23 protein-coding genes are annotated in these 24,202 nt (G+C 43.0%); 13 read left to right on the top strand and 10 right to left on the bottom strand.

Annotation, left to right across the window (positions count from 1 at the left end):
- Positions 1-408 precede the first annotated feature (408 nt).
- Complete coding sequence (locus IHE35_RS08890) at positions 409-648, top strand: hypothetical protein (RefSeq protein WP_242787063.1); 240 nt, start codon at positions 409-411, stop codon at positions 646-648.
- A 160-nt stretch (positions 649-808) separates the two neighbouring features.
- Here the strand turns inward: IHE35_RS08890 and IHE35_RS08885 are convergent, their stop codons facing one another.
- A complete protein-coding gene (locus IHE35_RS08885) occupies positions 809-1,015 on the bottom strand; it encodes a hypothetical protein (RefSeq protein WP_242787062.1) in 207 nt (68 codons plus the stop codon).
- A 109-nt stretch (positions 1,016-1,124) separates the two neighbouring features.
- Positions 1,125-2,219, bottom strand: a complete 1,095-nt coding sequence (queG, locus tag IHE35_RS08880) for a tRNA epoxyqueuosine(34) reductase QueG (RefSeq protein ID WP_242787061.1) — start codon at positions 2,217-2,219, stop codon at positions 1,125-1,127.
- A 23-nt stretch (positions 2,220-2,242) separates the two neighbouring features.
- On the opposite strand from queG, the gene IHE35_RS08875 reads away from it, so the two are divergent.
- Entirely contained in the window at positions 2,243-3,715 is a 1,473-nt protein-coding gene (locus IHE35_RS08875; protein ID WP_242787060.1) for an NAD(P)H-hydrate dehydratase, read from the top strand.
- A 7-nt stretch (positions 3,716-3,722) separates the two neighbouring features.
- Entirely contained in the window at positions 3,723-4,013 is a 291-nt protein-coding gene (locus IHE35_RS08870) for an acylphosphatase (protein WP_242787059.1), read from the top strand.
- Here IHE35_RS08870 and ruvC read toward each other — a convergent pair.
- A complete protein-coding gene (gene ruvC / locus IHE35_RS08865; RefSeq protein WP_242787058.1) occupies positions 4,010-4,552 on the bottom strand; it encodes a crossover junction endodeoxyribonuclease RuvC in 543 nt (180 codons plus the stop codon). The two genes, IHE35_RS08870 and ruvC, sit on opposite strands and share 4 nt — an antisense overlap.
- Before the next feature lie 120 nt (positions 4,553-4,672).
- Here ruvC and IHE35_RS08860 point away from each other — a divergent pair, with 120 nt between their 5' ends.
- Together IHE35_RS08860 and IHE35_RS08855 are read left to right on the top strand one after the other, a co-directional pair.
- Positions 4,673-5,239 (top strand): FxsA family protein, encoded by a 567-nt coding sequence (locus tag IHE35_RS08860; RefSeq protein WP_242787057.1) that lies wholly within the window; start codon positions 4,673-4,675, stop codon positions 5,237-5,239.
- Positions 5,240-5,371: 132 nt separating this feature from the next.
- Entirely contained in the window at positions 5,372-6,010 is a 639-nt protein-coding gene (locus IHE35_RS08855; protein WP_242787056.1) for a LysE family transporter, read from the top strand.
- A gap of 5 nt (positions 6,011-6,015) precedes the next feature.
- Here the strand turns inward: IHE35_RS08855 and IHE35_RS08850 are convergent, their stop codons facing one another.
- The 3 genes from IHE35_RS08850 to ahpF all read right to left on the bottom strand — a co-directional run bounded on the left by IHE35_RS08850 (position 6,016) and on the right by ahpF (position 8,502).
- Positions 6,016-6,207, bottom strand: coding sequence for a hypothetical protein (locus tag IHE35_RS08850; RefSeq protein ID WP_242787055.1), 192 nt, complete (start codon positions 6,205-6,207; stop codon positions 6,016-6,018).
- Between the two features lie 173 nt (positions 6,208-6,380).
- On the bottom strand, positions 6,381-6,629 hold the full coding sequence (locus IHE35_RS08845; RefSeq protein WP_242787054.1) for a hypothetical protein: 249 nt from the start codon (positions 6,627-6,629) through the stop codon (positions 6,381-6,383).
- Positions 6,630-6,936: 307 nt separating this feature from the next.
- Positions 6,937-8,502: an alkyl hydroperoxide reductase subunit F gene (gene ahpF, locus IHE35_RS08840; RefSeq protein ID WP_242787053.1), complete on the bottom strand. Its 1,566-nt coding sequence runs from the start codon at positions 8,500-8,502 to the stop codon at positions 6,937-6,939.
- 233 nt (positions 8,503-8,735) lie between these two features.
- On the opposite strand from ahpF, the gene IHE35_RS08835 reads away from it, so the two are divergent.
- Complete coding sequence (locus tag IHE35_RS08835; protein ID WP_242787052.1) at positions 8,736-8,954, top strand: DUF1653 domain-containing protein; 219 nt, start codon at positions 8,736-8,738, stop codon at positions 8,952-8,954.
- 410 nt (positions 8,955-9,364) lie between these two features.
- On the opposite strand, the gene IHE35_RS08830 is transcribed toward IHE35_RS08835, so the two are convergent.
- Positions 9,365-9,571 carry a KTSC domain-containing protein gene (locus IHE35_RS08830; RefSeq protein ID WP_004815523.1) on the bottom strand — a complete coding sequence of 69 codons (207 nt, stop codon included), beginning with the start codon at positions 9,569-9,571 and terminating at the stop codon, positions 9,365-9,367.
- 310 nt (positions 9,572-9,881) lie between these two features.
- Here IHE35_RS08830 and IHE35_RS08825 point away from each other — a divergent pair, with 310 nt between their 5' ends.
- Positions 9,882-10,973, top strand: coding sequence for a putative zinc-binding peptidase (locus tag IHE35_RS08825; protein WP_242787051.1), 1,092 nt, complete (start codon positions 9,882-9,884; stop codon positions 10,971-10,973).
- Between the two features lie 64 nt (positions 10,974-11,037).
- Here IHE35_RS08825 and ahpC read toward each other — a convergent pair whose 3' ends face one another.
- The gene (ahpC, locus tag IHE35_RS08820) at positions 11,038-11,601 is read right to left on the bottom strand and encodes an alkyl hydroperoxide reductase subunit C (RefSeq protein WP_242789986.1); all 564 of its coding nucleotides are present in this window, start codon (positions 11,599-11,601) and stop codon (positions 11,038-11,040) included.
- Between the two features lie 692 nt (positions 11,602-12,293).
- Between ahpC and hrpA the strand changes: the two genes are divergently transcribed.
- The 5 genes from hrpA (at position 12,294) to IHE35_RS08795 (ending at position 22,073) form a co-directional block, all read left to right on the top strand.
- Positions 12,294-16,190, top strand: coding sequence for an ATP-dependent RNA helicase HrpA (gene hrpA / locus IHE35_RS08815; protein ID WP_242789985.1), 3,897 nt, complete (start codon positions 12,294-12,296; stop codon positions 16,188-16,190).
- Positions 16,191-16,220: 30 nt separating this feature from the next.
- On the top strand, positions 16,221-17,333 hold the full coding sequence (locus IHE35_RS08810) for a beta-ketoacyl-ACP synthase III (RefSeq protein WP_242787050.1): 1,113 nt from the start codon (positions 16,221-16,223) through the stop codon (positions 17,331-17,333).
- Between the two features lie 15 nt (positions 17,334-17,348).
- Positions 17,349-18,101, top strand: coding sequence for a lysophospholipid acyltransferase family protein (locus tag IHE35_RS08805; RefSeq protein WP_242787049.1), 753 nt, complete (start codon positions 17,349-17,351; stop codon positions 18,099-18,101).
- A 157-nt stretch (positions 18,102-18,258) separates the two neighbouring features.
- On the top strand, positions 18,259-20,304 hold the full coding sequence (locus IHE35_RS08800; RefSeq protein ID WP_242787048.1) for a hypothetical protein: 2,046 nt from the start codon (positions 18,259-18,261) through the stop codon (positions 20,302-20,304).
- 53 nt (positions 20,305-20,357) lie between these two features.
- A complete protein-coding gene (locus tag IHE35_RS08795) occupies positions 20,358-22,073 on the top strand; it encodes an AAA family ATPase (protein WP_242787047.1) in 1,716 nt (571 codons plus the stop codon).
- Between the two features lie 290 nt (positions 22,074-22,363).
- Here IHE35_RS08795 and IHE35_RS08790 read toward each other — a convergent pair whose 3' ends face one another.
- Entirely contained in the window at positions 22,364-22,816 is a 453-nt protein-coding gene (locus IHE35_RS08790; protein ID WP_163165699.1) for a DUF441 domain-containing protein, read from the bottom strand.
- A gap of 137 nt (positions 22,817-22,953) precedes the next feature.
- Between IHE35_RS08790 and IHE35_RS08785 the strand changes: the two genes are divergently transcribed.
- Positions 22,954-23,661, top strand: a complete 708-nt coding sequence (locus IHE35_RS08785; protein WP_242789984.1) for a 16S rRNA pseudouridine(516) synthase — start codon at positions 22,954-22,956, stop codon at positions 23,659-23,661.
- Between the two features lie 10 nt (positions 23,662-23,671).
- Here IHE35_RS08785 and IHE35_RS08780 read toward each other — a convergent pair whose 3' ends face one another.
- A complete protein-coding gene (locus IHE35_RS08780; RefSeq protein WP_242787046.1) occupies positions 23,672-24,115 on the bottom strand; it encodes a GNAT family N-acetyltransferase in 444 nt (147 codons plus the stop codon).
- Between the last annotated feature and the right edge of the window lie 87 nt (positions 24,116-24,202).

Here is a 24,202-nt window from a genome sequence, read left to right as displayed (position 1 = left end):
TGGCTAATTAAAAGTATGAATCAATTGAAATTTAACTTTATCGGAAAGTTGAAAAAACGCATGAAATTGATTTTACATTTTGAAAAATTATGTTTATAAGTAAAAGGTGGTTTTTTAATCAAAACAACAATAGACACTCAGGAAGAGTGGACTACAGAAGCGTATTTATATAATGATGAAACGGGAGTTTTAACAATGCTTCAGCTTTTGAAAAAAATATTTTGCTTGCATATTTATGAATATCAACACATGGAAGAGATTGGCACACAGCGAGAATGTCGTAAATGTGGCATCAGTAAAGATTGAAACCTAACCCTCATAAAAGTGAGCATCTGCTCACTTTTTTATGCCTGAAATTAAGAATATTCCGCTAAAATATGACCTTATTAAAGCGTCAATGAGTGCATAATGAGCAAAGACTTTCAGGTTGAAACCTATATTGTTGATGAAAATCTGGCAGATACCTTGCATTGGCTTAGCCTGCATCAGGAAAGTTTCGAGTCACTGCATTATGATGCCATTACTCAGACACTTACGGTAGAACATGCTAATGGCAGTGATGTCATTCGGGTAGGGGATTATCTCAATGCGAAATATGGCATCCTGATTACGGCACATAATTTTGCTGCAACAGGAAGCCAGCAATAAGAGACCTATTAAGAGCTTTAATTAATTTAAGTTGAAGCCACTAGAGATTTGATTTAAGAAGCGATTGAGATCGTTATTTTCTTATCTCAAAAATAATTTTTATATAATTCTCCAATAATAAAGCCCACTATTTGTGGGCTTTATTATTTTAGTTCATTGATCATTTACTGTGGTTACCATGAGTGTCTTGGCCATGTAGATCTTTGCGGTGCTGTTTGTTAAACACGCGTTGATCCTGTTCATGCTGATTATTTTTTGGGGAATTAATCGGCCCATGTTGCGGCTGTTGCTGTTGCTGCATTTGCTCTTTCTGATGCTCCTGCTGCAACTGTTCCAATAGCTCTTGATTTGGATTTTTTGATGACATTAACGTCCCTCCATTTCATTTCTGAGACTATTTAAATTTATGCCACAATCTGAAAATAAGGTGTGTAAGGCTTTTAAGAGAATCTGTGACACCAGGTAAAGAGAGAAAATTATCTGGATTTGGAAAGTTGTTCCTGAATCGCCCAATCAATATGCACCTGTACAATTTCATCATGCTGAGCGCGAGAGTCTTGCAAGGCTTGAACAATCGCCAGATTAAACGGGGCATTACCTAAACCAATCGCAATATTACGCATAAAGCTTTGATAACCGGTACGCCGTAGTGGACTGCCTTCGGTCGAGGCTAAAAATGTGGTTTCATCCCATTGCCATAAATCCAGCAGGCTAGCCTGATCGAGTCCATGTCGTGGATGAAAGTCTGCAATGGTGGTGGTCTTGGCAAAGCTGTTCCATGGACAAATCAACTGACAGTCATCACAACCAAAGACCCGGTTACCAATACCGCGACGAAGTTCCTCTGGAATTATGCCTTTATACTCGATGGTCAGATAGGCAATACAGCGTCGTGCATCTAGCATATACGGCTCAACAATCGCCTGTGTCGGGCAGATATCAATACAGGCAGTGCAGGAACCACAGTGTTTGGTCGTCGATTCGTCAAATGGCAGTTCCAGTGAAGTAAACAGTTCACCGAGTACAAAGAAGGAACCAGATTTTTTATGGATTAGTAGAGTGTGTTTACCAGTCCAGCCCATACCGGCATTTTCAGCCAAAGATTTTTCAAATACCGGTGCTGAATCAGCAAAAGGACGTGATTCAAATTCTCCGACTTTTTCTTTGATTTTAGCCGACAACATTTTAAGACGGCCACGCATGGTTTTGTGATAATCACGACCACGGGCATAACGGGCAATAATCGCAGAATTAGGTGCATCAGGCACTAATCTTGGTTCCGGTGTCTCGACCAGATAATCCATACGCACACAGATCACAGAGCGAGTATCTGGAATTAATAGCGTTGGATCAGCGCGTTTTTCCAGATTTTCTTCCAGAAATTTCATATCGCCATGATAACCACGATCCAGATATTCTTGCAGACGGGGCAATTCTGCTTGAGCATCCGGCCGGGCAATGACACAATCAGAAAAACCCAATTCCAGCGCTTGTGCTTTGATCCATGCTTTGAGGGCTTCAGGATCTTCTTGAAAAACCTGAATTTGCGCGGGAGAATTGGGTGTAATCATAAACCGGGAACAGGGAAGAAAAAATGCAGCAACAAGTTTACCATAGCCCCGTTTATCATAGCCAAAGTATTCAAGCCTGGGAGCAGCGCTGGTTTGCCCGGCACAATAGTTCCTATGGTCTGATGCAGCAAGTTGCTTGGGGAGTTACACAGCACCTGATTCCTGTATTTGCTCAAAAGAATGTGCAAAAGGTCGCGGTCTGTTGTGGTCAGGGCAATAATGCTGGAGATGGGTATCTGGTTGGAAAATATCTGAAACAGGCGGGTTTTCAGGTCGAGGTTTATGCGGCGGAAAAGGGTGGTTCACTGGATCTGGCTTTGGCCAGTCAGGAAGCAATTGATGCAGGCATAAAAGTCTATCCGCATTTTGATTTTCAGACTGAATATGATGCCTATATTGATGCGTTATTTGGGATAGGCCTCAACCGTGATCTAAATAACGCATGGCAACAGATTATTCAAAGTATCAATGCGCAACAAGGACTGAAAATTGCGGTAGATATTCCAAGCGGTCTGCATGCCAATACCGGACAACCTTTGCCAGTCGCTATTCAGGCTGACTATACCTATACGGCACTCGGATTTAAGGCCGGCCTCTTTACCGGCCAGGGTCAAACCTACGCTGGGCAGGTGAAATGTATATCTGCCATTCCAGCCGATGTTGAATTGAACCCGGTTGCGCAATTATCTGATACCCGAATCCATTTACCAAAGCGTCAGGCCTTTGGGCATAAGGGCAGTTATGGGCATGTACTGGTGATTGGCGGTCATGCTGATATGGGCGGTGCAGTAATCATGTCGGCCGAAGCTGCATTTGCAGCAGGAGCGGGTAAAGTGACTGTCATTTGTGATGCCAAACATCATATGGCGATTTTGTCCCGAGCACCGAATATCATGCTCAAAGATATAAATGCACTGGATGAAAAGCAACGTGATCAGCTGTTGCAGCAGGTAGATGCAGTTTGTTTTGGCATGGGCCTGGGACGTGATCTCTGGGCTGAACAGCAGTATCAATTCTGGTTTTCTGCACTTCAGCAATCAGAACTGGAAATTGTCCTGGATGCAGATGCCCTCTGGTTTTTATCAAAGCAAGCTGAAAAATTGAATGCACGAACGTATTGCACCCCACATCCGGGCGAAGCTGCAACTTTATTGAAATCTAAAACTCAAGAAATCGAAGCTGACCGAATAGCAGCCATTCATGCCTTACAGCAGAAGTTTCAAGGACAGTGGGTCTTAAAAGGCTCGGGCAGTTTAATTCTGGAAGATCAGCTGTATATCTGTACTGCTGGCAATCCGGGTATGGGGACTGGGGGAATGGGGGATGTGCTGGCGGGTATGATTGCCAGTCTGAAAGCCCAGTTCCATGCTGATATTCATCTGCATGAAATCGTGACTTTACATGCATTGGCTGGAGATGTATTGGCAAAACATGGTCAGCGTGGTTTACAGGCACAGGACATGAAACAGGCCATTTATAAAGTGGTCAATCTTTAGGGAAGTCATGATGCAGGCAGTGAAACTGATTATTTCTGGAAAAGTGCAGAAAGTAGGCTATCGAAACTGGTTTGCAGTTCAGGCCGTAGAGCTGGGATTGAAAGGCTATGTACAGAATCTGCCAACTGCACAGGTAGAAGCTATAATCGTTGGATATGCAAGGAAAATTCAGGAGATCATTTCGCGTAGCCAGAAAGGACCAATTCATGCGGATGTCACTGACATTCAGCAACTTGAATTAAATCCTGCTGAATATCAGTTTGAAGATTTTCAGATCAAACGTTCATTTAATGATTAACGACGTCTGCTGACACGGCTACGTCCACGTGCCATTCCCCCAAGCGCATTCAACACAGCCATCTTGCTCATGCTGCCAGAAGCATGGGCATGGCAAATCGCCGCAGCCAAGGCATCCGCTGCATCCTGTTGCGGTTTAATATTCAGGTTCAGAATTTTCATGACCATCATCTGTACCTGTTCTTTTTCTGCTGCGCCGTAGCCAACGACAGACTGCTTGATCTGACGTGCCGTATATTCAGCGACTTGCAGATCCAGATTGACCAATGCTGCAATGGCGGCACCACGGGCCTGACCAAGTTTCAGGGCCGAGTCCGGGTTTTGTGCCATAAATACCTGTTCTACGGCCGCTTCTGTCGGACCATAGAATTTAACAATACGTTCAACCCCGGCAAAAATTCGCTTTAATCGCTCAGGCATTTCCGCAGTTTCCGTCCTGATGGTACCTGCATCCACAAAAGACAGTTTAGAACCTTCTTTTTGAATAATGCCATACCCCGTAAGACGTGAACCTGGGTCAATCCCAATAATTAATGACATGCCTGCACTTTAAAAATAATATAATGCCCATATTGTTACATAAGCGTATCAAAAAAGCTTGATCCTGATGAAGCAGTTGATTACATCCTTAATTATTGAATAGAGATTAGATTAATTTTCATGAAATTATTTCTTATTATCCTTGCTGGCGTAATCCTGGAAGTATTTGTGTGGATTGGCGTGGGCGACCTCGTCGGGAGCATGTGGTACGTATTTTTCTGGTTTGTGGCCGCATTCTTTATCGGTATGAACCTGATTCGCAAATATTCCATTGGACTCATGCCGCAGATGCAACAAATGCAGATGGGCCAGATGAGTGCTGATCCGGCCATGACCAATAACCTGCCAAAAATTCTGGCTGGTTTCTTCCTGCTGATTCCAGGTCTGATTACTGACGTGTTGGCGGTGTTGATGCTGATCCCAGCTGTACAACAGGCATTTAAAGCGGCGATGATGAAAGTCATGATGAAACGTCAGCAAGCCATGATGGAAAAAATGATGGGTGGCATGATGGGCGATATGGGCGGCGCTCAAGGTCAGAACCCATTCGCAGAAATGATGCGTCAGATGCAGGAAATGCAAAACCAGCACGGTGGCCGTGGTGATTCAACCATTATTGATGGCGAAGCACGTGAAGTGACGCCAGAAGCGAAAAAGATTGAAATGAAAGATGTAAATCCAAAATAATACGGATCTACATAGATGAAGCCGGATCTTATGATTCGGCTTTTTTATGCGAGTAAATTAAGATAAAAGTACTGCGAAAATTTAAACAAAAGTTATAATGCAGCAGTTTCAGTCATCACTGATAGAAGAAATATGTCTTTGCTTTTAACCATCTGTGGTTTGCATTTTATTGCCCAATTGAGTCCAGGACCGGACGTCCTCCTGATTGCACGAAGTGCAGCTTCTACCACGCGTGCCAATACCCTGAAAATTATTGCCGGTATCTCGGCTGGTATCGTCGTTTGGGTGGTGCTGACCTTGGCTGGCTTTACTATGCTGATAGACCAGTTTCCCTGGATTCAGCAAGTACTCATGATTGTGGGTGGAGCGTTTCTGGCGAAAATGGGCTGGGCGATGTTAAAAGGTGGACTACAGGCATTTAAACAGCGTCATGAAGCCAGCGATGATCAGGTAGTCATGAATGAGCCGAAAAATTATTTTACTTTGGGTTTATTGACCAATCTGTCTAATCCCAAAACATTAATTTACTTTAGCAGTGTATTTTCGCTGGCACTCAGCTCATCAGCTTCAGATTATCTCAAATCACAACTGGCCGTAATTATTCCGCTGCAAACATTTTTAACTTTTGCATTACTGATGCTGCTCATCTCGCAACCAAAAATTAAAGTGCTGTATCAACGCGCAGGGAATTATATTGATTTGATTTCAGGCCTACTGTTCCTGATCTTTGCGATCTGGCTTTGGTATGATGCCTTGGTTTTAATGAATTAAAAACTTCAATCCTGAGAAGATAGATTTTGATCAGCCGAAAGAGGGGAAACAGTGGTTTCCTCTTTTTTTTCATCTGTTTTTTGTGAAGCGCTATAACGATTTGGCTTTAAGGTAGCTTCTGTATTTTCCGAACCTTGATAACTGCGGCTGCGGTTCGCACGTTCTCTTAAACCACCTTTGCGGATTAACTGCACCATACTCAAAACCTCTATAAGACTCGTATTATTGTAAATCAACTGGGCAGAGTGTTGCAGAATTTCTAAGATATATGTCTGGTCTTGCAAGAATCAGTGTTTATAAAATGATTCGGCCTGATACTGAATACCAGGCCCCTGAGGAGAAAAAACTGTGAAAATCATCATTGTTTAAGTTAAGAAGATTGTTGTTTTACTTCGAGTTGTAATGCATTAAAAATAGGGTCTTTGGTGGGTACATCTTGTTGATCTTGTGAAGAGACATGAACCACTTTAAACACCACTGCTGCAGCCAAGCAGGCCAGTAGGCAAAACATCCAGAAACCATAAGGACTTCTGATGCTATGTGAGCCACAATTTGGGCATGAAGTATCGGTAGATGAAACAGCTTTATTGCAGCATGCACAATGATATTGATACTGCATATTCTTCTCCTTATTTTACTAGTTTTTATGCTTATTATTTTTAAACATCAATCTTGGATTGTTTGTTTATATTATGTGAGAAAATGTTTGTATTCGATAGCGCATAATGAAGCTCATCATGTAAGCGATTGCAGACAATACTTCATTCAGAAAGAATTTTGATTTATTTAAAGATTCTGATGATTGAAAGAATGATCTCTAAAAAGTTTCAGTTACTTGAATAAAGCATCATAGCTCCTATTTAACATGATCTCTAAATAACAAAAAAGCCTGCATGAAGCAGGCTTTTTTTATTCAATTCAAATGATTATTGACCCGAACGGATAATGTAATCAAATGCAGATAGGGATGCTTTCGCGCCTTCACCCGTTGCAATGATGATCTGCTTGTAAGGTACTGTGGTACAGTCACCGGCAGCAAATACACCTTTCACATTGGTTTCGTTGCGGTCATTGATGACGATCTCGCCACGGTTGGAAAGTTCAACAGCAGTTTCTTTTAAGAAATCCGTGTTTGGTAACAAACCGATCTGTACAAAGATCCCTGCCAGTTCAACCGTATGTTCTTCATCAGTCGCGCGGTCTTTGTATTTAAGAGCCGTCACCTGTGAACCATCACCAACCACTTCTGTTGATAACGCATTCTTGATCACCGTGGTATTTGGCAAGCTGTTCAATTTGTCCTGCAGTACCTGATCCGCACGTAGCTTGGTATCAAATTCCACCAGGGTGACATGCTCAACAATACCAGCAAGGTCGATTGCAGCTTCTACACCCGAGTTACCACCACCAATCACCGCAACACGTTTACCTTTGAACAATGGACCGTCACAGTGTGGACAGTACGCAACACCACGGGTTTTATATTCCTGCTCACCTGGAACATTCATCTCTCTCCAGCGTGCACCGGTTGACAGGATTACAGTTTTAGATTCAAGCTTGGCACCGTTTTCCAAAGTGACTTCAACCAGACCATTTTCAGTTTCATCTGCACCCTTGATGTCAGATACACGTTGCAGGTTCATGATATCCACGCCATATTCACGGACGTGTGCTTCCATCTCGGCAGCAAACTTAGGACCTTGAGTCTTTTGCACTGATGTGAAGTTCTCAATATCCATGGTATCCATGACCTGACCGCCCATGCGTTCAGCCACGATCCCGGTACGGATGCCTTTACGTGCTGCATAGATGGCAGAGGTATTCCCCGCAGGACCACCACCGACAATCAGTACATCAAATGCTTCTTTGGCATTCAGCTTTTCCGCATCTTTGGCAGCAGAGTCGGTATCCAGTTTGGCAATGATTTCTTCCAAGGTCATACGACCCTGACCGATGTGTTCATTGTCCTGAAACACCATTGGCACTGCCATGATTTTGCGTTCTTCCACTTCTTCCTGGAAGAAAGCACCATCAATCATGGTTGCGGTTGTACCCGGATTATAGATCGCAATCAGGTTCAGTGCCTGAACCACGTCTGGACAGTTGTGGCAGCTTAAAGAGACGAATACATCAAAGTCAGATTTGATACCTAAGCCTTTAATAGACTCTAGAACTTCAGCAGAAACTTTTGGTGCATAGCCTGATGTTTGTAACAATGCCAGAATCAAAGAGGTGAACTCATGTCCCATTGGCAAACCTGCGAAGAACACGCGAGGCTGTTCACCGGCTTTTGCCACACCAAAGCTTGGTGTACGTTTGTTAGTACCATCAAAACGGGCAGTCACCAAATCAGACAGTGCAGCGATTTCCTCTACAAGTTCTTTGATTTTTGCAGATTTATCCGAAGCATCTATCGTTGCAACCAGTTCGATTGGACCTTCAAGGCGTTCTAGGAGGGTTTTTAACTGAGCTGTTGTATTTTGATCTAACATTGCTAACTTCCCCAGAGGAGTAATAATTCATTTGATGAAATCATGTTACGTGAAATGTTTGAATAGGTAAAACAGGTAGTTTTCATCTATTCAATCGGATTTACTGATTTTGTTAAAATTTCATCATTAATATTAATCTTATATAAGGCTGATAGTAGAATTTTCAAGTGATTTAGCAGTATCTTGGCAATTTTCGGTTAAGATCAGCTGAGTTCAACCTGGCGAGTAAAATAATGGAACTGCAACGCGGAATTTATCAGCATTATAAAGGTCAATTATACCAAGTCCTGCATGTCGCTACGCATAGTGAAACCGAAGAAAAACTGGTGGTTTATCAATGTCTGTATGGTGATTATTCAATTTGGGTGCGTCCACTCAGCATGTTTACTGAAATGGTAACTTTGGATGATGACCGTGAGTTAGAGCGCTTTAAACTGATCACGGCACTATAAATATAATCATTTGAATAAGAGAGTAGGGCATAGAGTACATAAGTCATTTTAAAACTATGTCCGTGAATTGTACGCACGCTTTAGCGCTCATGACGCAGGCCTGAGCGACTGGCTGCAGTGCTATCGTCATATTGAGCCTGAATCGGCGCAGTTTCTCTCTATTCTTATCCGTACATAACATCTAGATGCCAAGCATGATTCTGATATCGAGTATTGGAACTACCTGCTGCAACTTTTGCAGCGGCAGGGCAGGTCATTGGTGGTGAATTATGTACTTCCTCATGCAGAGCCGGTAACAGTATTTAAGGCCTTGCTCGATCTGGATAAGCGTTTTGTATTTTCTACAATCGACATCGGGGCAGGCTTCTTCTGATTACTTTTCAGTAATCGTTTTGAGTAAATGGCCGGTTTTAATCACTGTAAATCCGGGTGAAATTAAGATCATATTCCAGGTATTTTTTCACAAAGGCAGCTTTATCATGACGTCTGAGCAAATTGTCATAAATATATTCAGGCACTGGATGATAGAGTTCGGTCAAACCATTGTCATAGAAAATTTTAAGATGGCGGCTTGAAGGATTATATTTCCAGGAAATTACCGTTAAAAGTAGAGCCATACTGCACCTCCAATAGACAGGAAGATTTAGATTTTATTCTTATTGATCTATCTCTTGAACTTAATCCAAGGGCACTGAGTTCTATATAGTTGCTTTGTAAATTTGGTCTCTTTCTCAGCCTTTCCAAGATGATCAATTCAATCAATAACTCATAACAAAATCCTTATCAAGAAACGATACATTTCCATTAAGCAAAAACATGCAAACTCTTGATACCTGTTGCAAGAAAACGCTACAAAAAATTTAAGGTAGGTCAAAAAAACTACTTTAAGATGAAGGGAAAACAAGAACGAAGCAGAGTTATTTCCACATGCAATTATTCAAGTGCTCCCACTGCCATCAGCCTGTTTATTTTGATAATAATTACTGTACTGCATGTCAACACATGCTGGGATTTGATAGCTCGACCATGCTGATGGTGGCGCTCGAGCCTAATGCAGATGGATCAATTCTGACAGAGCCAGATACACAGGCCAAATACCGTTATTGTTCCAATGCCGAGTATGGGGTGTGTAACTGGGTGATTCCGCAAGAAGATCCGCACGATTTCTGTCTGGCTTGTCGCCTGAATCGTGTCATTCCCAATTTAAATGAACCCCAATATCGACTTCGCTGGCATAGAATTGAACTCGCAAAACATCGCTTGGTATATTCCTTATTGCGCTGGAAGTTACCGTTGCAGTCTCGGCAGGAAAATCCTGAATCTGGTTTGGCCTTTGATTTTAAAGCCAATCCGAATAGTCCCGATGAACCTAAGATCATGACAGGACATGATAATGGGGTGATTACTCTCAATATTGCAGAAGCAGATGATGTTGAGCGTGCCATGGAACGCAAGAATATGGAGGAGCTTTATCGCACCTTACTTGGGCATTTCCGGCATGAAATTGGGCATTATTATTGGGATGTACTGGTAGATAACACCGAATTTCTGGAGCCTTGTCGGCAACTGTTTGGTGATGAACGCATGGATTATCAGGAAGCTTTAGATCGGCATTATCATCAAGGGCCGCCCGCAGACTGGATGGAGCGTTATATCAGTACCTATGCCACCATGCATCCTTGGGAGGATTGGGCAGAAACTTGGGCACATTATCTGCATATTGTCGATGTACTGGAAACCGCCGATTCCTTCGGCATGCAAATCCACCCCCATGTTGTGGAAGAACGTGATGATCAGTTCATGACCTTGGCAAAGCGGATTAATCCTTATTACACCTGTAACTTTGAGGAAATTTATCAGGCCTGGTTACCTGTAGCCTTTGCCATGAATAGCTTGAACCGCAGTATGGGGCAGGATGACTTTTATCCTTTCTTAATCAATCCGGTCGTACAACAGAAACTGAAATTCATCCATGATGTGATTCAGACCACAGCCGGTGTGCAGCGTAAAGTTGCTTAATACCGCTCAAATAAAAAAGCCACGCAAATGCGTGGCTTTTTCAATCACTACAATCTAATACAGATTAGATTTTACCAACTAGGTCGATTGAAGGAGCAAGAGTAGCGTCGCCTTCTTTCCATTTAGCTGGGCAAACTTCGCCTGGGTGAGCGTGTACGTACTGAGCCGCTTTAACTTTACGAAGAAGTTCTTGAGCATCACGGCCGATACCACCAGCGTTGATTTCAACGATTTGGATTTTACCTTCTGGATCGATAACGAAAGTACCACGGTCAGCAAGGCCGTCAGCTTCGATTAGAACTTCGAAGTTTTTAGAAAGAGTCCAAGTTGGATCGCCGATTAATGGGTACTGAATTTTACCAATTACGTCAGAAGTGTCGTGCCAAGCTTTGTGAGTGAAGTGAGTGTCAGTAGAAACACCGTAGATTTCCACGCCTAGTTTTTGGAATTCAGCGTAGTTGTCAGCAAGGTCACCAAGTTCAGTTGGGCAAACAAAAGTGAAGTCAGCTGGGTAGAAGAATACTACAGACCATTTGCCTTTAAGGTCAGCTTCAGTAACTTCAACAAATTGACCATTGTGGAAAGCAGTTGCTTTAAATGGTTTAACTTCAGTATTAATCAAGCTCATCATTGTCTCCATGATTGAGGTTAGTCTTTAATTTTGAATAAGAGTATCGAACTTTGGGTCTTAGCTAAAATGGTATTTTTACATTACAAAAATCGGAAAAACCGAATTATGTAACTGACTGCCAGTTTACCCAAGTCATCTTTATGTACATTCGGCATAGCCAGAGCTGCCTGGATGACAAAACTTGTTCGGTCATCAACCTGCATAAGAACATGATGTTTTACACGGCAAAATTCAAGGGTAAAGCTTAAAAAAATCTTATTTTTTCAAATAAATTGATTTAATTTGAGAATGTGAAGGCTTCGAAGCGCCTGATTTTATAAATATCTTGTAGTTTTGTGATATGTGAAAAGTAAATTGTATCAGTCCTAAGCAAAGTTGTTATTATTAAATAGCCTAAGCGTTTCAGTATATATTGCAAAATTTTGACTTGAGATGGATGACTCATGATATTGAGCAAGGGATTTCGATATCTGGTTTCTAAGGTGTAATATTTTTGAAAATACAAATCAGTTTTACGCCTTGCAAGCATTTAAATCATAGATTTTAGTCACGTTGCGGCAACCGAATTACTCTCGAAGTGCGCATAAGTACATTGGGAAAATGCATGAAAGTGAGTAGAATAGTATGTTTTAGAATAGTTGTAGGGCGCTGACTTGGCTGCGAAAGGTTTAAATGTCGAAAACTGGGTGATGGCACGTGACCTCCACCGTTTAAATCGTTTACGTAAGGGTAAGGATGCCAATGAAAAACAATACCAAGAATTATTCGAAAAATCGCATTTAAAAGTTCTGGAACGCGTTGAACGTATTCCGAATATCAAGCTGAATCAGGAACTTCCGGTCACCCAATATGCCGATAAACTGATTGAAGCGATTCAAAAACACCAGGTGATTATTGTGGCAGGTGAAACGGGTTCCGGTAAAACCACACAGTTACCCCAAATCGCCATGCTGGCAGGACGCGGTCTGACTGGCCTGATTGGCCATACCCAGCCGCGTCGTCTGGCTGCGCGTAGTGTATCGCAACGTATTGCAGAAGAAGTTGGAGAAAAGCTCGGCGAGTCAATTTCCTTTAAGGTTCGTTTTAATGAGCAGGGCTCTCAGGATTCTCTGGTTCGTTTGATGACAGATGGTATTCTGTTGGCTGAACTGGCCAATGACCGCTTTCTGACCAAATATGACACCATTATTATCGATGAAGCACATGAACGTTCATTGAACATCGACTTTATCATGGGCTATCTAAAGCAGTTACTTCCTCGTCGTAAAGATCTGAAAGTCATCATTACCTCAGCAACACTGGATGTAAACCGCTTTAGTAACTACTTTAATGGTGCCCCAATCTTTGAAGTTGAAGGCCGTAGCTATCCGGTTGAACTGCGTTATCGTCCCATTTCTGAAATGACGATTGGCGGTAGTGATGACGACGAATTTGATGACTTTGAGGAAAACCTGCCACGTGCAGTCGTAGCTGCTGTAGAAGAATGTTTTCAGGATGCACAAGAGAAAGGTCATCCTGAACATGCCGATATCCTGATTTTTGCCAGTACTGAACAGGAAATTCGTGAGCTTCAGGAAACCCTGATCAAGCATGGTCCACGACATACTGAAGTTTTGCGTTTGTATGCACGATTGGCTTTAGCTGAACAGCAAAAAATCTTTAATCCGTCTGGTGGTGGTCGAAGGATTATTATCGCGACCAACGTGGCAGAAACTGCACTGACAGTACCGAATATTCGCTATGTGATTGATAGTGGTTTTGCTCGTATCTCGCGTTATAACTATCGCTCACGTGTACAGCGCTTGCCAATTGAAGCGATTTCCCAGGCCGCAGCGAATCAGCGTAAAGGCCGTTGTGGTCGTATTGCGCCGGGTGTCTGCATTCGCCTATATTCAGAAGAAGACTTTTTAAGTCGTCCTGAGTTTACTGAGCCGGAAATCAAGCGAACTAATCTGGCCTCAGTCATTCTGCAAATGCAGAGTCTGAAACTGGGCTCATTGGAAGACTTTGATTTCATCGAGCCGCCCGATCATCGCCTAGTGAATGATGGACGAAAGTTGTTAATTGAGCTTGGTGCACTGGCTGAGAAAAAATCAAATCCCCCTGAATCCCCCTTTAATAAAGGGGGACTAGAAAAAGCCCCTCTTTCGAAAAGAGGGGTTGGGGGAGATTCCCTCACCAAAATCGGTTATCAAATGGCGAAAATGCCAATTGATCCGCGTTTAGCCCGGATGATTTTGGGTGGGGCACACTTCGGTGTTTTGAATGAAGTGCTGGTGATTGTTGCTGCACTTGCGGTGCAAGATCCGCGTGAACGTCCAGCCGACAAGCAGATGCAGGCTGATCAAAAACACGCACTGTTCCGTGAAGCAGATTCAGATTTCCTGTTCTATATCAAACTGTGGGAAACCTTGCACGCCAATCGCGAAAATATGAGCGAAAATAAGCGTCGTACCTTTGCCCGGAATCATTTCCTCAGTTGGCTGCGCTTGCGTGAATGGAAAAAAACCCATGAGCAACTGGTGGATTTGGCAAAGGGCTTAAATCTGTCCTTTAATGAAAAGAAAGCCAGCTATGAAAATCTGCACCGTGCCTTGCTAACAGGCCTACTGTCTTTCATTGCCAACAAGACTGATGAACGTAATGTCTTTATGGCGGTGCGTCAGCAGAAAGCGCGTGTATTCCCGGCATCCACTTTACACAAGACCAATACCGCTTGGGTGATGGCTTTTGAAATGGTGGAAACCTCACAGGTTTATTTACGGACGCTTGCCAAAATTGAACCGGAATGGATTCTGCTCGCTGCACGTGACCTGGTCAAACATCATTACTTTGAACCGCATTGGTCTAAAAAAGCCGGTGTGGTGAATGCCTATGACCAGATTTCACTGTTTGGTCTGGTTATTGAGCCGAAACGTCAGATCAATTACGAGAAAGTTGATCAGGAAGCTGCACATGAAATCTTCCTGCGTGATGCATTGACCACAGGTAATCTGGGAATTACGCCGCCGTTCTTGAAGCATAACATGCTCAAACTTGAAGAAGTGGAACGGGTGGAAGACAAGCTGCGCCGTCGTGATCTGGTGGTGGATGAAGAAACTATTTATCAGTTCTATGCGTCCAAAGTACCGCCAGAAGTGGCAAGTCGCCGTAGTTTTGAAGACTGGCGTGCTACGGTTGAGCCCCAGGATTCGCGATATCTGTTTATTGATGATGATGCATTATGGTTGAATGACCGTCCGACCACACAGCAGTTCCCGGACTATTTGCGTAATGGTGAATTACGTCTGGCAGCCAGTTATCGTTTTGACCCAAGTCATGATGAAGATGGGGCGACCGTTCGTATTCCGTTACAGGCTTTGCCTCAAGTAGATGAAAATCTCTGGTCCTGGGGAATTCCAGGCTGGCGTCAGGACCTGATCGAAGCTTTATTGAAGGCATTGCCAAAAGATAAACGCCGTAATCTGGTACCGATTCCGGATACTGCACGTAAGCTGATAGCACATATTGATGCGACAGATTTGCAAAAGCATATCTTTAGCTTCTTGGCGTTTCAGTTGCGCGGCGAACAGATTGCCGAGAAGGACTTTTCGCTGGACCGCATTGAGCAGTATCTGTTGCCTTTAATTAAGGTGATTGATGAGAAAGGTCGTGTAATTGAGCAGGGCCGTGATCTGGAAGAGTTAAAAGCCCGCTGCCGTACCGAAACACATAGCCCAGTCAAACAGCTGAAAGGTGAATATAAGACTTTCCCGGAAAGCTTTGTATTTGAAGCTTCGCAAAAAGTGACAGGCGTGGTGGTAAAACAATATCAGGCACTGGTACCCACCAAAGACTTTGCGACGCTTGAACAGAAAGATGAATCTGGTGTGGTGATTCAGACCTTTAATGATCAGGCTGAAGCCATTCGCCAGCACCGTGCCGGGGTGATCCGTCTGGTGCATATGCAGCTAGGTGATCTGATTCGCCAACTGAAAAAACAGATTTCTAAACCACTGGCATTGGCATATTCCCCATTGGGTGATAAAGCCAAGCTGGAACAAATGTTAGTTTATGCCACACTACAGATGGCAATAAAAGAGCTTCCTGTCAATGTGCAAGAGTTCCAAAAGTTGTTAGAAGATGTAAAAAAATCTTTCCTCACTCATGGTCAAACTGCTTTACGGGATATCACCGATATTTATACCCAGTGGCAGGAAATACGCCGGAAATTGTTGGTTTTAGACGGTTCTGTCTTTGGCAAGAATATTGATGACATTGAGGATCAACTGGATTTAATGAATCTGGCTGACTTTGTTTATTCCAAACCGGCGGATGTATGGATTGAATTTCCACGCTATCTCAAGGCACTGATTTTGCGTCTTGACCGTTTGCCAAATAATTTACAAAGGGATGATTCTGCCATTGATCAAATTGACCCTTGGATGGAAAAATTGTTCCAGTTTAAAAATGACGCTCGCCTGAAAGAACTGTATTTCATGGTTGAGGAATTGCGGATCTCTTTATTTTCACAACCGATGAAAACTAAAGCACCAGTTTCTCCGAATCGCCTACAAAAAGTATGGGATCGTCTTGGAATCAGTTAACATATAGGTAATTTCTAAAAGGAGTTTTACATGGGCATCCGCATTACAGGTACTGGTCTGTTTCATCCAACAGATTTCATTACCAATGAAGAGTTAGTTGAAAGTTTAAATGCTTATGTGGAACAGTATAACCTCGAGAATGCTGACAAAATCGCTGCGGGCGAAATTGAAGAATTGCGTGGTTCAAGTGCAGAATTTATTGAAAAAGCTTCAGGCATCAAACGCCGTTATGTAGCTGAGAAAACTGGTATTCTGGATCCTAAACGTCTGCGTCCTTTACTGCATGAACGTTCTAATGAAGAACTGTCTATTCAGGCAGAGTGGGGCGTGGCTGCAGCGAAACAGGCGATGGAAAATGCAGGCGTGACTGCAGAAGACATCGATGTTGTGATTCTTTCATGTTCGAATATTCAACGTGCTTATCCAGCGCTTGCCATTGAAATCCAGACAGCTCTGGGTATTCAAGGCTATGCCTATGACATGAACGTGGCATGTTCTGCAGCAACTTTCGGGATCAAACAGGCAGCTGATGCGATCAAGTCTGGCGCGCGCCGCGTATTGTTAGTAAATGTTGAAATCACTTCTGGTCATACCGATTTCCGTTCACGTGACTGTCACTTCATCTTTGGTGATGTCGCTACTGCTTCAATCATTGAAGATACTGAAACTAAAACTGGTTTCGAAGTTGAAGATATTGAACTGTTCACCCAGTTCTCTAACAACATTCGCAACAATTTTGGTTACCTGAACCTAAGCGAAGTGGATGCTGATATCGACAACAACCGTTTCCGTCAAGACGGTCGTAAGGTGTTCAAGGAAGTTTGTCCACTGGTTGCGAAGATGATCACCAAGCAGCTGGAAAAGAACCAGATTGAACCGACTAATGTAAAACGTTTCTGGTTACACCAGGCTAACGTGAACATGAATGAACTGATTCTGAAACTGATCGTGGGCAAAGAACACGCGAAGTCAGAACTGGTTCCATTGATTCTGGACGAGTTCGCAAATACGTCTTCAGCAGGTGTCATCATTGCCTTGCACCGTACGGCACATGAAGTGAATGATGGCGAATATGGCGTGTTATGTTCATTCGGTGCGGGCTACTCTGTAGGCTCAATCCTGGTGAAAAAGCACGTCGCTTAAGCTGGAGTAGACATCTTGCAGGTTCAGCATGATGCGGCCTGGATCAAACGCTTAAGCGGGTTGTCCAAACTGTATTTCACGCCGACCTTTTTCGGTGCTGAGCATATCGATGCTTCGCGACCTGCAATGTATGTCGGTAATCATTCAATTTACGGGGTGTTTGATTCCCCCATGATCATTGATTACCTGTACAACGAACACAAAGTGGCTGTGGTCAGTATTGCGGACCACAGCCACTTTTATATTCCGCTCTGGCGTGAAATCTTCAGGAAGTTTGGTGCGATTGATGGTGTGCAGGAATATGTACGCGAAGTTATGCGTCAGGGCTATTCGATTCTGGTTTTCCCGGGTGGAGGACGAGAGGTACTGAAACGCGAAGGCGAACAGTATCAGTTGATCTGGAAACAGCGTTATGGCTTTTTAAAGCTGGCGCAAGAATTTGACTACGATATCGTACCGTTTGCTGCCCTGGGCGGTGATGAAATTTTTGACATTGGCTTTGATGCCCGTCAGGTCGTGGAAAATAAATATTTTCAGAAATTACTCAAAGTACCTGCACTGAATAAACTCTTGCGTAAGGGTGATGTCATTCCTTCTTTGCCGAAAAATCTGTTTCCCAAGCGTTTACCTTTTTATTTTCAGTTCCAGCCAGCTTTATCTATTTCTAATCTCCAAAGCCAAGAGGATATGACACTTTTCCGTGATCAGATTCAGCACCAGATCTATCATGCAATCGAAGAATTAAAAACTATCCGAGCTACCGCCTAAATCCTCATAAAATAAAAATGAGCTGGGTTTAAATGCGAGCTGTTTATCTGATTTATTTTATTTTGTGAATAATTTTTCTATATGAGCTACTTTACTGGTGTGGGTCAGATGACTTGAATATGCTTAAATGAGTTCATAGTCCATTTTAGGTGCGTGTATGGAACAGGAGAGTTTAGTACCGCAGTATCAACAGCTCGCCAGGCAGTTGCTTCGTATTTCGGATTGCTTGCATGAGATTTATCAGGATCAGTGGGGCATTTTGGGGGATTTAAACACCCAGAATATGTTTAAGCTGGATCATGAGCAATATCGGATCGTCTTGGCAAATGACCTGTTTCATATTCAGCTGCATACGCCTCAGCACATTCAGCAAGGCACGGCTCAATTGCTGGCGGAACCACATTTCAGTGTGCAGCAGCATAAGTCAGAAGCTTTGGAAGAGTTCTTTTTACAGGATATCTATTTCCTGACAGGTGATTTAAAACCCCAGCATTCCCTGTTTTTGCGTGATAAAGCGCAACAGCTACGTAAGCTGCTGATCGAACAGGTCTATCAATGGGTCAATGGACCTGCGCGTGTGCTGAAATTCTTGCAGCAGCTTTCCATTGTGCAGGCAGAAATCATTGATCACCTGATGAGAAGAGCTGGTCTGTATACCTTGCCAGTAATGAGTGAGTATGTCTTGTATGGACAAGAACTCCCTCAAAGCATCTTACAGCAGATGCAGAAGATTTTTTCCTTAGAATATTTAGCGCCCGCTGACTTTCTTTCGTTTCAAGGGCTCATGCATAGTCTGGATGAATTCTGTTTTAGTGCAGCACAATTTTTGCATCCCGCAATCTACCGCATTATGAGCTTATCCTTTGAGGAACGCTTTAATCTGCATGAGCTCAATGATCATGTAAACGACATTGAGCTCCTGTTCAGGCATGCCTTGGAGCATAGTCATATGCTGGGCTTCGTGCGTTTGATGAACCGTGATACGTGGGAACGGGATGATCTGCTGAGCAAGAAGCATTTCCTGGAAAATAATCATCAGTTATGGCAGAAAAAAGTCGCGAAACTGCCATTGTTCGACTGTAATCGGGCGATTAACTGGCTGTTCAAGCAGTCTGCTGAAGTATTGGACTGGATTAGCGCGAATATCCAGCACAGCAGTGTACGCGTTGCAGTCACGGCGATCAGTTTCCTGGATACGCATCAGATACATCCGCAGGTGCTGCTGGCGACCTTGCAATATTTTCAATATGCTTCGGCGCGGTTATTTATTCATAGTGTGCATCAGCATGCCATACAGCATAAATGGTTCACGCATCCGGATAACAAATCCGTAGTATTAAAAGGAACACGTCAGGCGATTGATGACCAGCGTATCGCTATCAGTCCTTCAATTTTGTATCTGGAGGAGTGGATCGGCCTGATGCGCGAAGTGGTCAAGATGGATGACTGCGCGATCAAGAAGGTTTATATGGGCTTAAGCCGGGTCATGCAGGCGTTTATGCAGCATTTACATAAGGCGACTGTACATTTACCTGAAGCGGTGCAGCAATATATCCGGCCATCCACTCAGCAGAACCGCGATTTTTATATCGAACTGCAGCGTTATCAGATTCAATTGACTGAGTTTCGGCAGCTGTTCTATCTGCAAGATGCCACTGTGCGTGAATTAATCTTTGACAGTTATGTACGTGACTATCTGGCAGAGTATTTTGCCATGCATAAGGACATTCCAAAAAGCCTGACCTGGAAAGGTTTATTTATCCAGGCAATTGCCTGGCATGATCAGATTCAGAAGCAGGAAATTATTGCCCGACTGAAAAAGGACTTTGCACTTAAGGACTGGAAAAGTCTGAGCAATGAAGCAAGTCTCTATTATTTTGACTGGAAATTTGAAGAGCTGAAAAATATAGATCAGCTTATTGAGGAAGCCCGGATTTTTCAGAACTGTCTGGCCGCTAGTTATGCACAGCGGATTATAGAAGGAGAATATGTCGCCTTTCATGTCAGTCACGCAGAATTATCTGCGCCAATGCTCTTGGGTTGTTATGTACGGGACCAGGAAATTATTTTTGATCAGCTGGAATATCCCAATAACCAGAAAGCAGATCCGCAATATATTGATATGGCGATTCATTTCACCACTTGGTTTAACAGGCGACTGCATACGTCGTGTATAGATGCTGAATTAAACCTGAATACTTAACTTTTGCCGGAAAAGTCGTTAGGCTATAGCCGTTCTTTCACGGTATAGGTCATATGAAACAGGAAACTGCACTTAAGTTACTTAAAGCGGGCGAAAATGTATTTTTAACAGGCTCGGCTGGTGCAGGGAAAACCTATACCCTGAATCAATATATCAATTATTTAAAAGCGCGTAAGGTGTCTGTCGCGATTACAGCCTCTACAGGTATTGCGGCAACGCATATGAATGGCATGACCATTCATACCTGGGCCGGTATCGGGATTAAGGACTTCTTGTCAGAAGAAGACCTGAAGCGCATGAAAGAACGCAAATATCTGAAAGAACATCTGGAAAATGCGCAGGTACTGATTATTGACGAGATTTCTATGCTGCATGCCAAGCAGTTGAATCTGGTTAATCAGGTATTGAAGTATTTCAAAGAATCTGATGAAGCTTTTGGTGGCATTCAGATCATTGTCGCTGGTGATTTCTTTCAGTTACCTCCAGTCGGTAAAAATGATGAACGCAACCGCGATAAATTCTGCTTTATGTCAGATGCTTGGGTTGAAGCTAAATTCCGCGTCTGCTATCTGACTGAACAGCACCGTCAGGGCAATGACTATCTGAATGATATTCTCAATGCGATCCGTGCGCAGGCGATTGATACAGAACACCGAAGTGCCTTGCAAGGAACACGTCATCATAATATTGGCGAAACCTATACACGTCTGTATACGCATAATATGGATGTAGACAGTATTAACTTCCGGCATTTAAATGAAATTGATAATGAACCGCGCCAGTTTGATGCTCAGTGCGATGGCAATGACAAGCTGATCGAAACGCTGAAATCTTCAGTGCGTGCACCAGAAACCTTGACGCTGAAAAAGCATGCCAAAGTCATGTTTGTTAAAAATAACTTTGACCTGGGCTATATCAATGGCAGTTTGGGTGAAGTCATTGGCTTTGAAGAAGATGATGAATTTGGTGTATTGCCTAAAGTCAAACTCACAGATGGGACGATGTTGCTGGTCGAACCAGAAACCTGGTCAGTAGACAATGAAGCCGGTAAGACCATTGCCAGTTTCCAGCAGATTCCATTACGTCTAGCATGGGCAATTACGATTCATAAATCACAAGGGATGACCTTGGAGGCTGCCGAAATTGACCTGAGCCATACTTTTGAAAAAGGACAGGGCTATGTGGCGCTTTCCCGTTTGAAAACTTTAGATGGACTACGTCTGAAAGGTTTTAACGAACAGGCATTGGAACTGGATAGTCTGGCAATCAAGGCAGACCGTCGTTTCCAGGAATTGTCGAGTGAAGCCGAAGCACATTTTGAAAATATTGATTTAACCAAGCAGCACAATGCCTTTATTCGCCACTGCGGTGGCACGCTGAATGAAACTGAAATTCAGCGTAATGAGAAGAAACTGGCGAAAAATGGCGGCAAGCAAAACTATGCTGCAGCAACGCTGGATGAAACGCGTGAACTGTTTGAAGAAGGTTATGATATTGCCGATATCGCCACTGAACGTGGCCTAACGCCGGCAACGATTATCAACCATTTAGGTCGACTGCATAAAGAGCAAGGTTTAGATATCTCTGTCGCTCATCCAGGTGAGGAAGTGGTTGAACAGGTTCGTAAGATCTATAAACGTCTGACCAAACGTCAGGATAGCGATCATTTCAATGATGATGGATCTATTAAACTGCGTCCAATTGTAGAGTTAACCAGTCCACGTATGGGCTATGATCAGGTGCGTTTAGCATTATTGTTTGTTGAATAAACTCGATGAGTTTTAGAATTTTATGACATGATCTTGGTCATTAAAATGCTTTAAGGAATTATCCGTACATAGTTTAGGTGTTAATTTAATATCTAGCGGGCTCTTACTTTTGAAAGATGAATAGCACTGCTATGCAAGGTAACAAAAAATCTTTTGTTCGCTAGAGGACACGTCCTTGTATTCCTAGCGAACGGCGACATTCATGTCGCTGAACACGTGATTTAATACTTTGCGGTTCTTAATTTTAGAATGTTAATTTTTAAGGATATTGCACAATCAGGGTTAAAGATTTATTGCGTACTAATCAATAAAGATAAAATCCCCGCTGCAATTAATGGTCCGACTGGAACACCTCTTAAAAAAGCCACGCCTGCAACTGTTCCAATCAATAAGCCTGCCACTACATTGGGTTGATTGGTCATCAGTTTGACACCACGACCACCCAGCCAGGCGACAAAGATCCCGACTGCAATTGCCAGTAAAGATTTCCAGCTCAAAAAAGACTTCAGAATACTGTCACCTGAAATTTTGCCACTGGCAATCGGTGCCAATACCCCAATGGTCAAAATAATCACACCGATATTCAGACCATGTGTCTGGACATAGGGCAGCATTTCATTCAATGGTGTAATTTTTAATACTAACAGCACACCCGCAGCAATTGTCACAGCGGTATTGTGGCTGAAGATACCACAGGCCAGTAAAATCAAAAGAACCAGCAAATTCAGATCGAGTTGAGGCATAAGATGGGAGCTGAGAGAATAATCACGCTATTGTAGCCATTTTCAGCAGCCGAGACTAACCCTATATAAACCTGAATCAAGAACGCACTATTTCAGTATAGAATAGAGTTCGAATGAAATATCAGAGATTGAAGTTTATGCTTCTGGAAAAAATGTTACAGTCACAAGGTTTTGGCTCGCGTAAGTATTGCCAGCAACTGATCAAGAATGGCGCTGTGAGCATCCAAGGGGAAATCATTGATAATCCAAAGCATAAACTGGATCTGAATCAGTTAGAGTTCAACGTGTATGACGAAACCTATCAATATCGGGAAAAAGTCTATATTGCCTTAAACAAGCCACAAGGCTATGAATGTTCTCATCAGGCAACACATCATTTTAGTGTCTTTGATCTGTTTGATGACTTGCTGATGAATCGTGGAATCCAGTGTGTAGGTCGTTTAGATCAGGATACGACAGGCTTGCTGTTACTGACGGATGACGGTCAATTTTTGCAGGCATTAACTCATCCTAAAAAGCATGTTGCCAAGGTTTACCAGATGAATACTGCAGACCCTGTTGCAGATGAGCAGATCAAGCAGTTAGAACAAGGTGTTGAGCTACGCAATGAAAAAGGGATTTATGCTGCCACGGATGTCATTCGTCTAGAAGAAAAACGTTTGCAAATGACGGTTCATCAAGGTGTTTATCATCAGGTGAAACGTATGTTGGCAGCTGTCGGTAATAAAGTTGAAAAACTGCATCGGGCTCAAATAGGTCAATTGAGCTTGAATGATTTGCCAGAAGGCGAGTGGATTTATTTAACTGAAGATCAAGTGGTCCAAGCTAAATACCGTGCCGAATAAAGCGCAGGATTCACTTGAGAAAACAATGGAAAGTGACAAATTCATCATCTCGCATAAATCCCATGGATTCATACAGTTTATGCGATTGGTGATTGTTTTTCTGGGTTTCCAGACTAATGCGAAGTGCATTTTCATGCCGTGCAAATAAAATGGCGGTATCAATCAGTTGTCGTGCAGCGCCATGACGACGATAAGGCGGCGTGATATAGACATCATCCAGCACATAAAATGTTGAACAAGCCACTGAGGAAAATCTTAAATAAAGCAGAATAAATCCGGTAAGGATATCATCCTTGGTATTGATAAAAATCACCGTCTGCTGGTCTTCAAATCGCTGTTTTAGAAATTGATAAGAAAGTTCCTGATTCGAGGAAGCTCCATAAAACTGGCGATATTCATCAAATAAAACTGAAAGCTTTTGCAGGTCTTCCACCTGAGCACGTCGAACAAGCATTCATTACTCCATGTCTTATTATTGTGTATTCATGGAGCATAACGAAGTTTTGGAGAGGTGTAGCGTACGAAATTGTTTGAAAATGCG

This window comes from Acinetobacter sp. ASP199 (assembly GCF_022700675.1).
In the GTDB taxonomy this organism is placed as follows: Bacteria; Pseudomonadota; Gammaproteobacteria; order Pseudomonadales; family Moraxellaceae; genus Acinetobacter.
This window is presented reverse-complemented; position numbering and strand designations above follow the sequence as displayed.

What these genes read in the sequence shown, in the direction of transcription:
- IHE35_RS08890 (WP_242787063.1), top strand. Translation starts at nt 409, where the DNA reads ATGAGCAAAGACTTTCAGGTTGAAACCTATATTGTTGATGAAAATCTG.
- IHE35_RS08885 (WP_242787062.1), bottom strand. Translation starts at nt 1,015, where the DNA reads ATGTCATCAAAAAATCCAAATCAAGAGCTATTGGAACAGTTGCAGCAG.
- queG (WP_242787061.1), bottom strand. Translation starts at nt 2,219, where the DNA reads ATGATTACACCCAATTCTCCCGCGCAAATTCAGGTTTTTCAAGAAGAT.
- IHE35_RS08875 (WP_242787060.1), top strand. Translation starts at nt 2,243, where the DNA reads ATGCAGCAACAAGTTTACCATAGCCCCGTTTATCATAGCCAAAGTATT.
- IHE35_RS08870 (WP_242787059.1), top strand. Translation starts at nt 3,723, where the DNA reads ATGATGCAGGCAGTGAAACTGATTATTTCTGGAAAAGTGCAGAAAGTA.
- ruvC (WP_242787058.1), bottom strand. Translation starts at nt 4,552, where the DNA reads ATGTCATTAATTATTGGGATTGACCCAGGTTCACGTCTTACGGGGTAT.
- IHE35_RS08860 (WP_242787057.1), top strand. Translation starts at nt 4,673, where the DNA reads ATGAAATTATTTCTTATTATCCTTGCTGGCGTAATCCTGGAAGTATTT.
- IHE35_RS08855 (WP_242787056.1), top strand. Translation starts at nt 5,372, where the DNA reads ATGTCTTTGCTTTTAACCATCTGTGGTTTGCATTTTATTGCCCAATTG.
- IHE35_RS08850 (WP_242787055.1), bottom strand. Translation starts at nt 6,207, where the DNA reads ATGGTGCAGTTAATCCGCAAAGGTGGTTTAAGAGAACGTGCGAACCGC.
- IHE35_RS08845 (WP_242787054.1), bottom strand. Translation starts at nt 6,629, where the DNA reads ATGCAGTATCAATATCATTGTGCATGCTGCAATAAAGCTGTTTCATCT.
- ahpF (WP_242787053.1), bottom strand. Translation starts at nt 8,502, where the DNA reads ATGTTAGATCAAAATACAACAGCTCAGTTAAAAACCCTCCTAGAACGC.
- IHE35_RS08835 (WP_242787052.1), top strand. Translation starts at nt 8,736, where the DNA reads ATGGAACTGCAACGCGGAATTTATCAGCATTATAAAGGTCAATTATAC.
- IHE35_RS08830 (WP_004815523.1), bottom strand. Translation starts at nt 9,571, where the DNA reads ATGGCTCTACTTTTAACGGTAATTTCCTGGAAATATAATCCTTCAAGC.
- IHE35_RS08825 (WP_242787051.1), top strand. Translation starts at nt 9,882, where the DNA reads ATGCAATTATTCAAGTGCTCCCACTGCCATCAGCCTGTTTATTTTGAT.
- ahpC (WP_242789986.1), bottom strand. Translation starts at nt 11,601, where the DNA reads ATGAGCTTGATTAATACTGAAGTTAAACCATTTAAAGCAACTGCTTTC.
- hrpA (WP_242789985.1), top strand. Translation starts at nt 12,294, where the DNA reads ATGGCACGTGACCTCCACCGTTTAAATCGTTTACGTAAGGGTAAGGAT.
- IHE35_RS08810 (WP_242787050.1), top strand. Translation starts at nt 16,221, where the DNA reads ATGGGCATCCGCATTACAGGTACTGGTCTGTTTCATCCAACAGATTTC.
- IHE35_RS08800 (WP_242787048.1), top strand. Translation starts at nt 18,259, where the DNA reads ATGGAACAGGAGAGTTTAGTACCGCAGTATCAACAGCTCGCCAGGCAG.
- IHE35_RS08795 (WP_242787047.1), top strand. Translation starts at nt 20,358, where the DNA reads ATGAAACAGGAAACTGCACTTAAGTTACTTAAAGCGGGCGAAAATGTA.
- IHE35_RS08790 (WP_163165699.1), bottom strand. Translation starts at nt 22,816, where the DNA reads ATGCCTCAACTCGATCTGAATTTGCTGGTTCTTTTGATTTTACTGGCC.
- IHE35_RS08785 (WP_242789984.1), top strand. Translation starts at nt 22,954, where the DNA reads ATGCTTCTGGAAAAAATGTTACAGTCACAAGGTTTTGGCTCGCGTAAG.
- IHE35_RS08780 (WP_242787046.1), bottom strand. Translation starts at nt 24,115, where the DNA reads ATGCTTGTTCGACGTGCTCAGGTGGAAGACCTGCAAAAGCTTTCAGTT.